Genomic DNA, 1,171 nt, shown 5'->3' on the forward strand with positions numbered 1-1,171 from the left:
CCGCGCCGCCGTCTCCTCCTTCGGCGTCTCCGGCACCAACGCCCACGTCATCATCGAGGAAGCCCCCGAACCGCAGGCCGACACCACCGACCCCGCCCCGCGACAGACGCCCGCGATGCTGCCCTGGGTGCTGTCCGCGCGTACTCCGCGGGCGCTCTCGGCGCAGGCAGCCCGGCTGCGGGACCTGGTCGGCGGACAGCCCGGCCTCGATCCCGTCGACATCGGCCATGCGCTGACCACCACCCGTACGGCTTTCGAGCACCGCGCGGTCGTGGTGGCGTCGGGACGCGAGGAACTGCTCGCCGGGGTGACCGCCCTGGCCGCGGAGCAGCAGGCTGCGGGCGTGGTCACGGGCGAACGGTCGGTGGGGAAATTGGCGGTGCTGTTCACGGGCCAGGGCGCGCAGCGCGCCGGGATGGGCAGTGAACTGTACGACGCGTTCCCCGTGTTCGCCGACGCCTACGACACCGTCTGCGCCGAACTCGACAAGCATCTCGACCGTCCGCTCGCCGAGGTGGTGGCCTTCGGGGACGGTCTGGACCGGACGGAGTGGGCGCAGCCGGCCCTGTTCGCCGTGGAGGTCGCCCTCTACCGGCTGTTCGAATCCTGGGGCGTACGCCCCGACCACCTCGCCGGGCACTCGGTCGGCGAGATCTCCGCCGCCCACATCGCCGGGATCCTCACCCTCGAAGACGCCGCCACCCTCGTCACCGCACGCGGACGCCTCATGCAGGCCCTGCCGCCCGGCGGCGCCATGCTCGCCGTCAACACCTCGGAAACCGACGTCCAGCAGTACCTCGACGCCGACGACGTCACCATCGCCGCCGTCAACGGCCCCACCAGCGTCGTCCTCTCCGGCACCGAACAAGCCGTCACCGCCGTCGCCCGACGCGCGGCCGACGCCGGGCTGCGCACCAAGCGGCTCACCGTCTCCCACGCCTTCCACTCCCCCCTCATGGACCCCATGCTCGAGGACTTCCGCACCGTCCTGGGCACCCTCGCCTTCCACGCTCCCGCCATCCCCCTCGTCTCGACCCTCACCGGCACCCTCGCCGGCCCCGAGATCCTCACTCCCGACTACTGGGTCGACCACGCCCGCCAGGCCGTCCGCTTCGCCGACGCCATCCACACCCTCCACCGTGGCGGCACCACCACCTACCTCGAACTCGGC

The 1,171-nt window shown here is 72.4% G+C and carries 1 protein-coding gene; it reads left to right on the forward strand.

What is annotated here, in order from left to right; genetic code table 11:
- Nucleotides 1–1,171, forward strand: a 1,171-nt coding sequence (locus IF37_RS0138290) for an acyltransferase domain-containing protein (protein WP_030754338.1), incomplete at both ends; no start/stop codon positions are given.

The organism is Streptomyces sp. NRRL S-31 (assembly GCF_000718775.1).
Classification (GTDB): Bacteria; Actinomycetota; Actinomycetes; order Streptomycetales; family Streptomycetaceae; genus Streptomyces.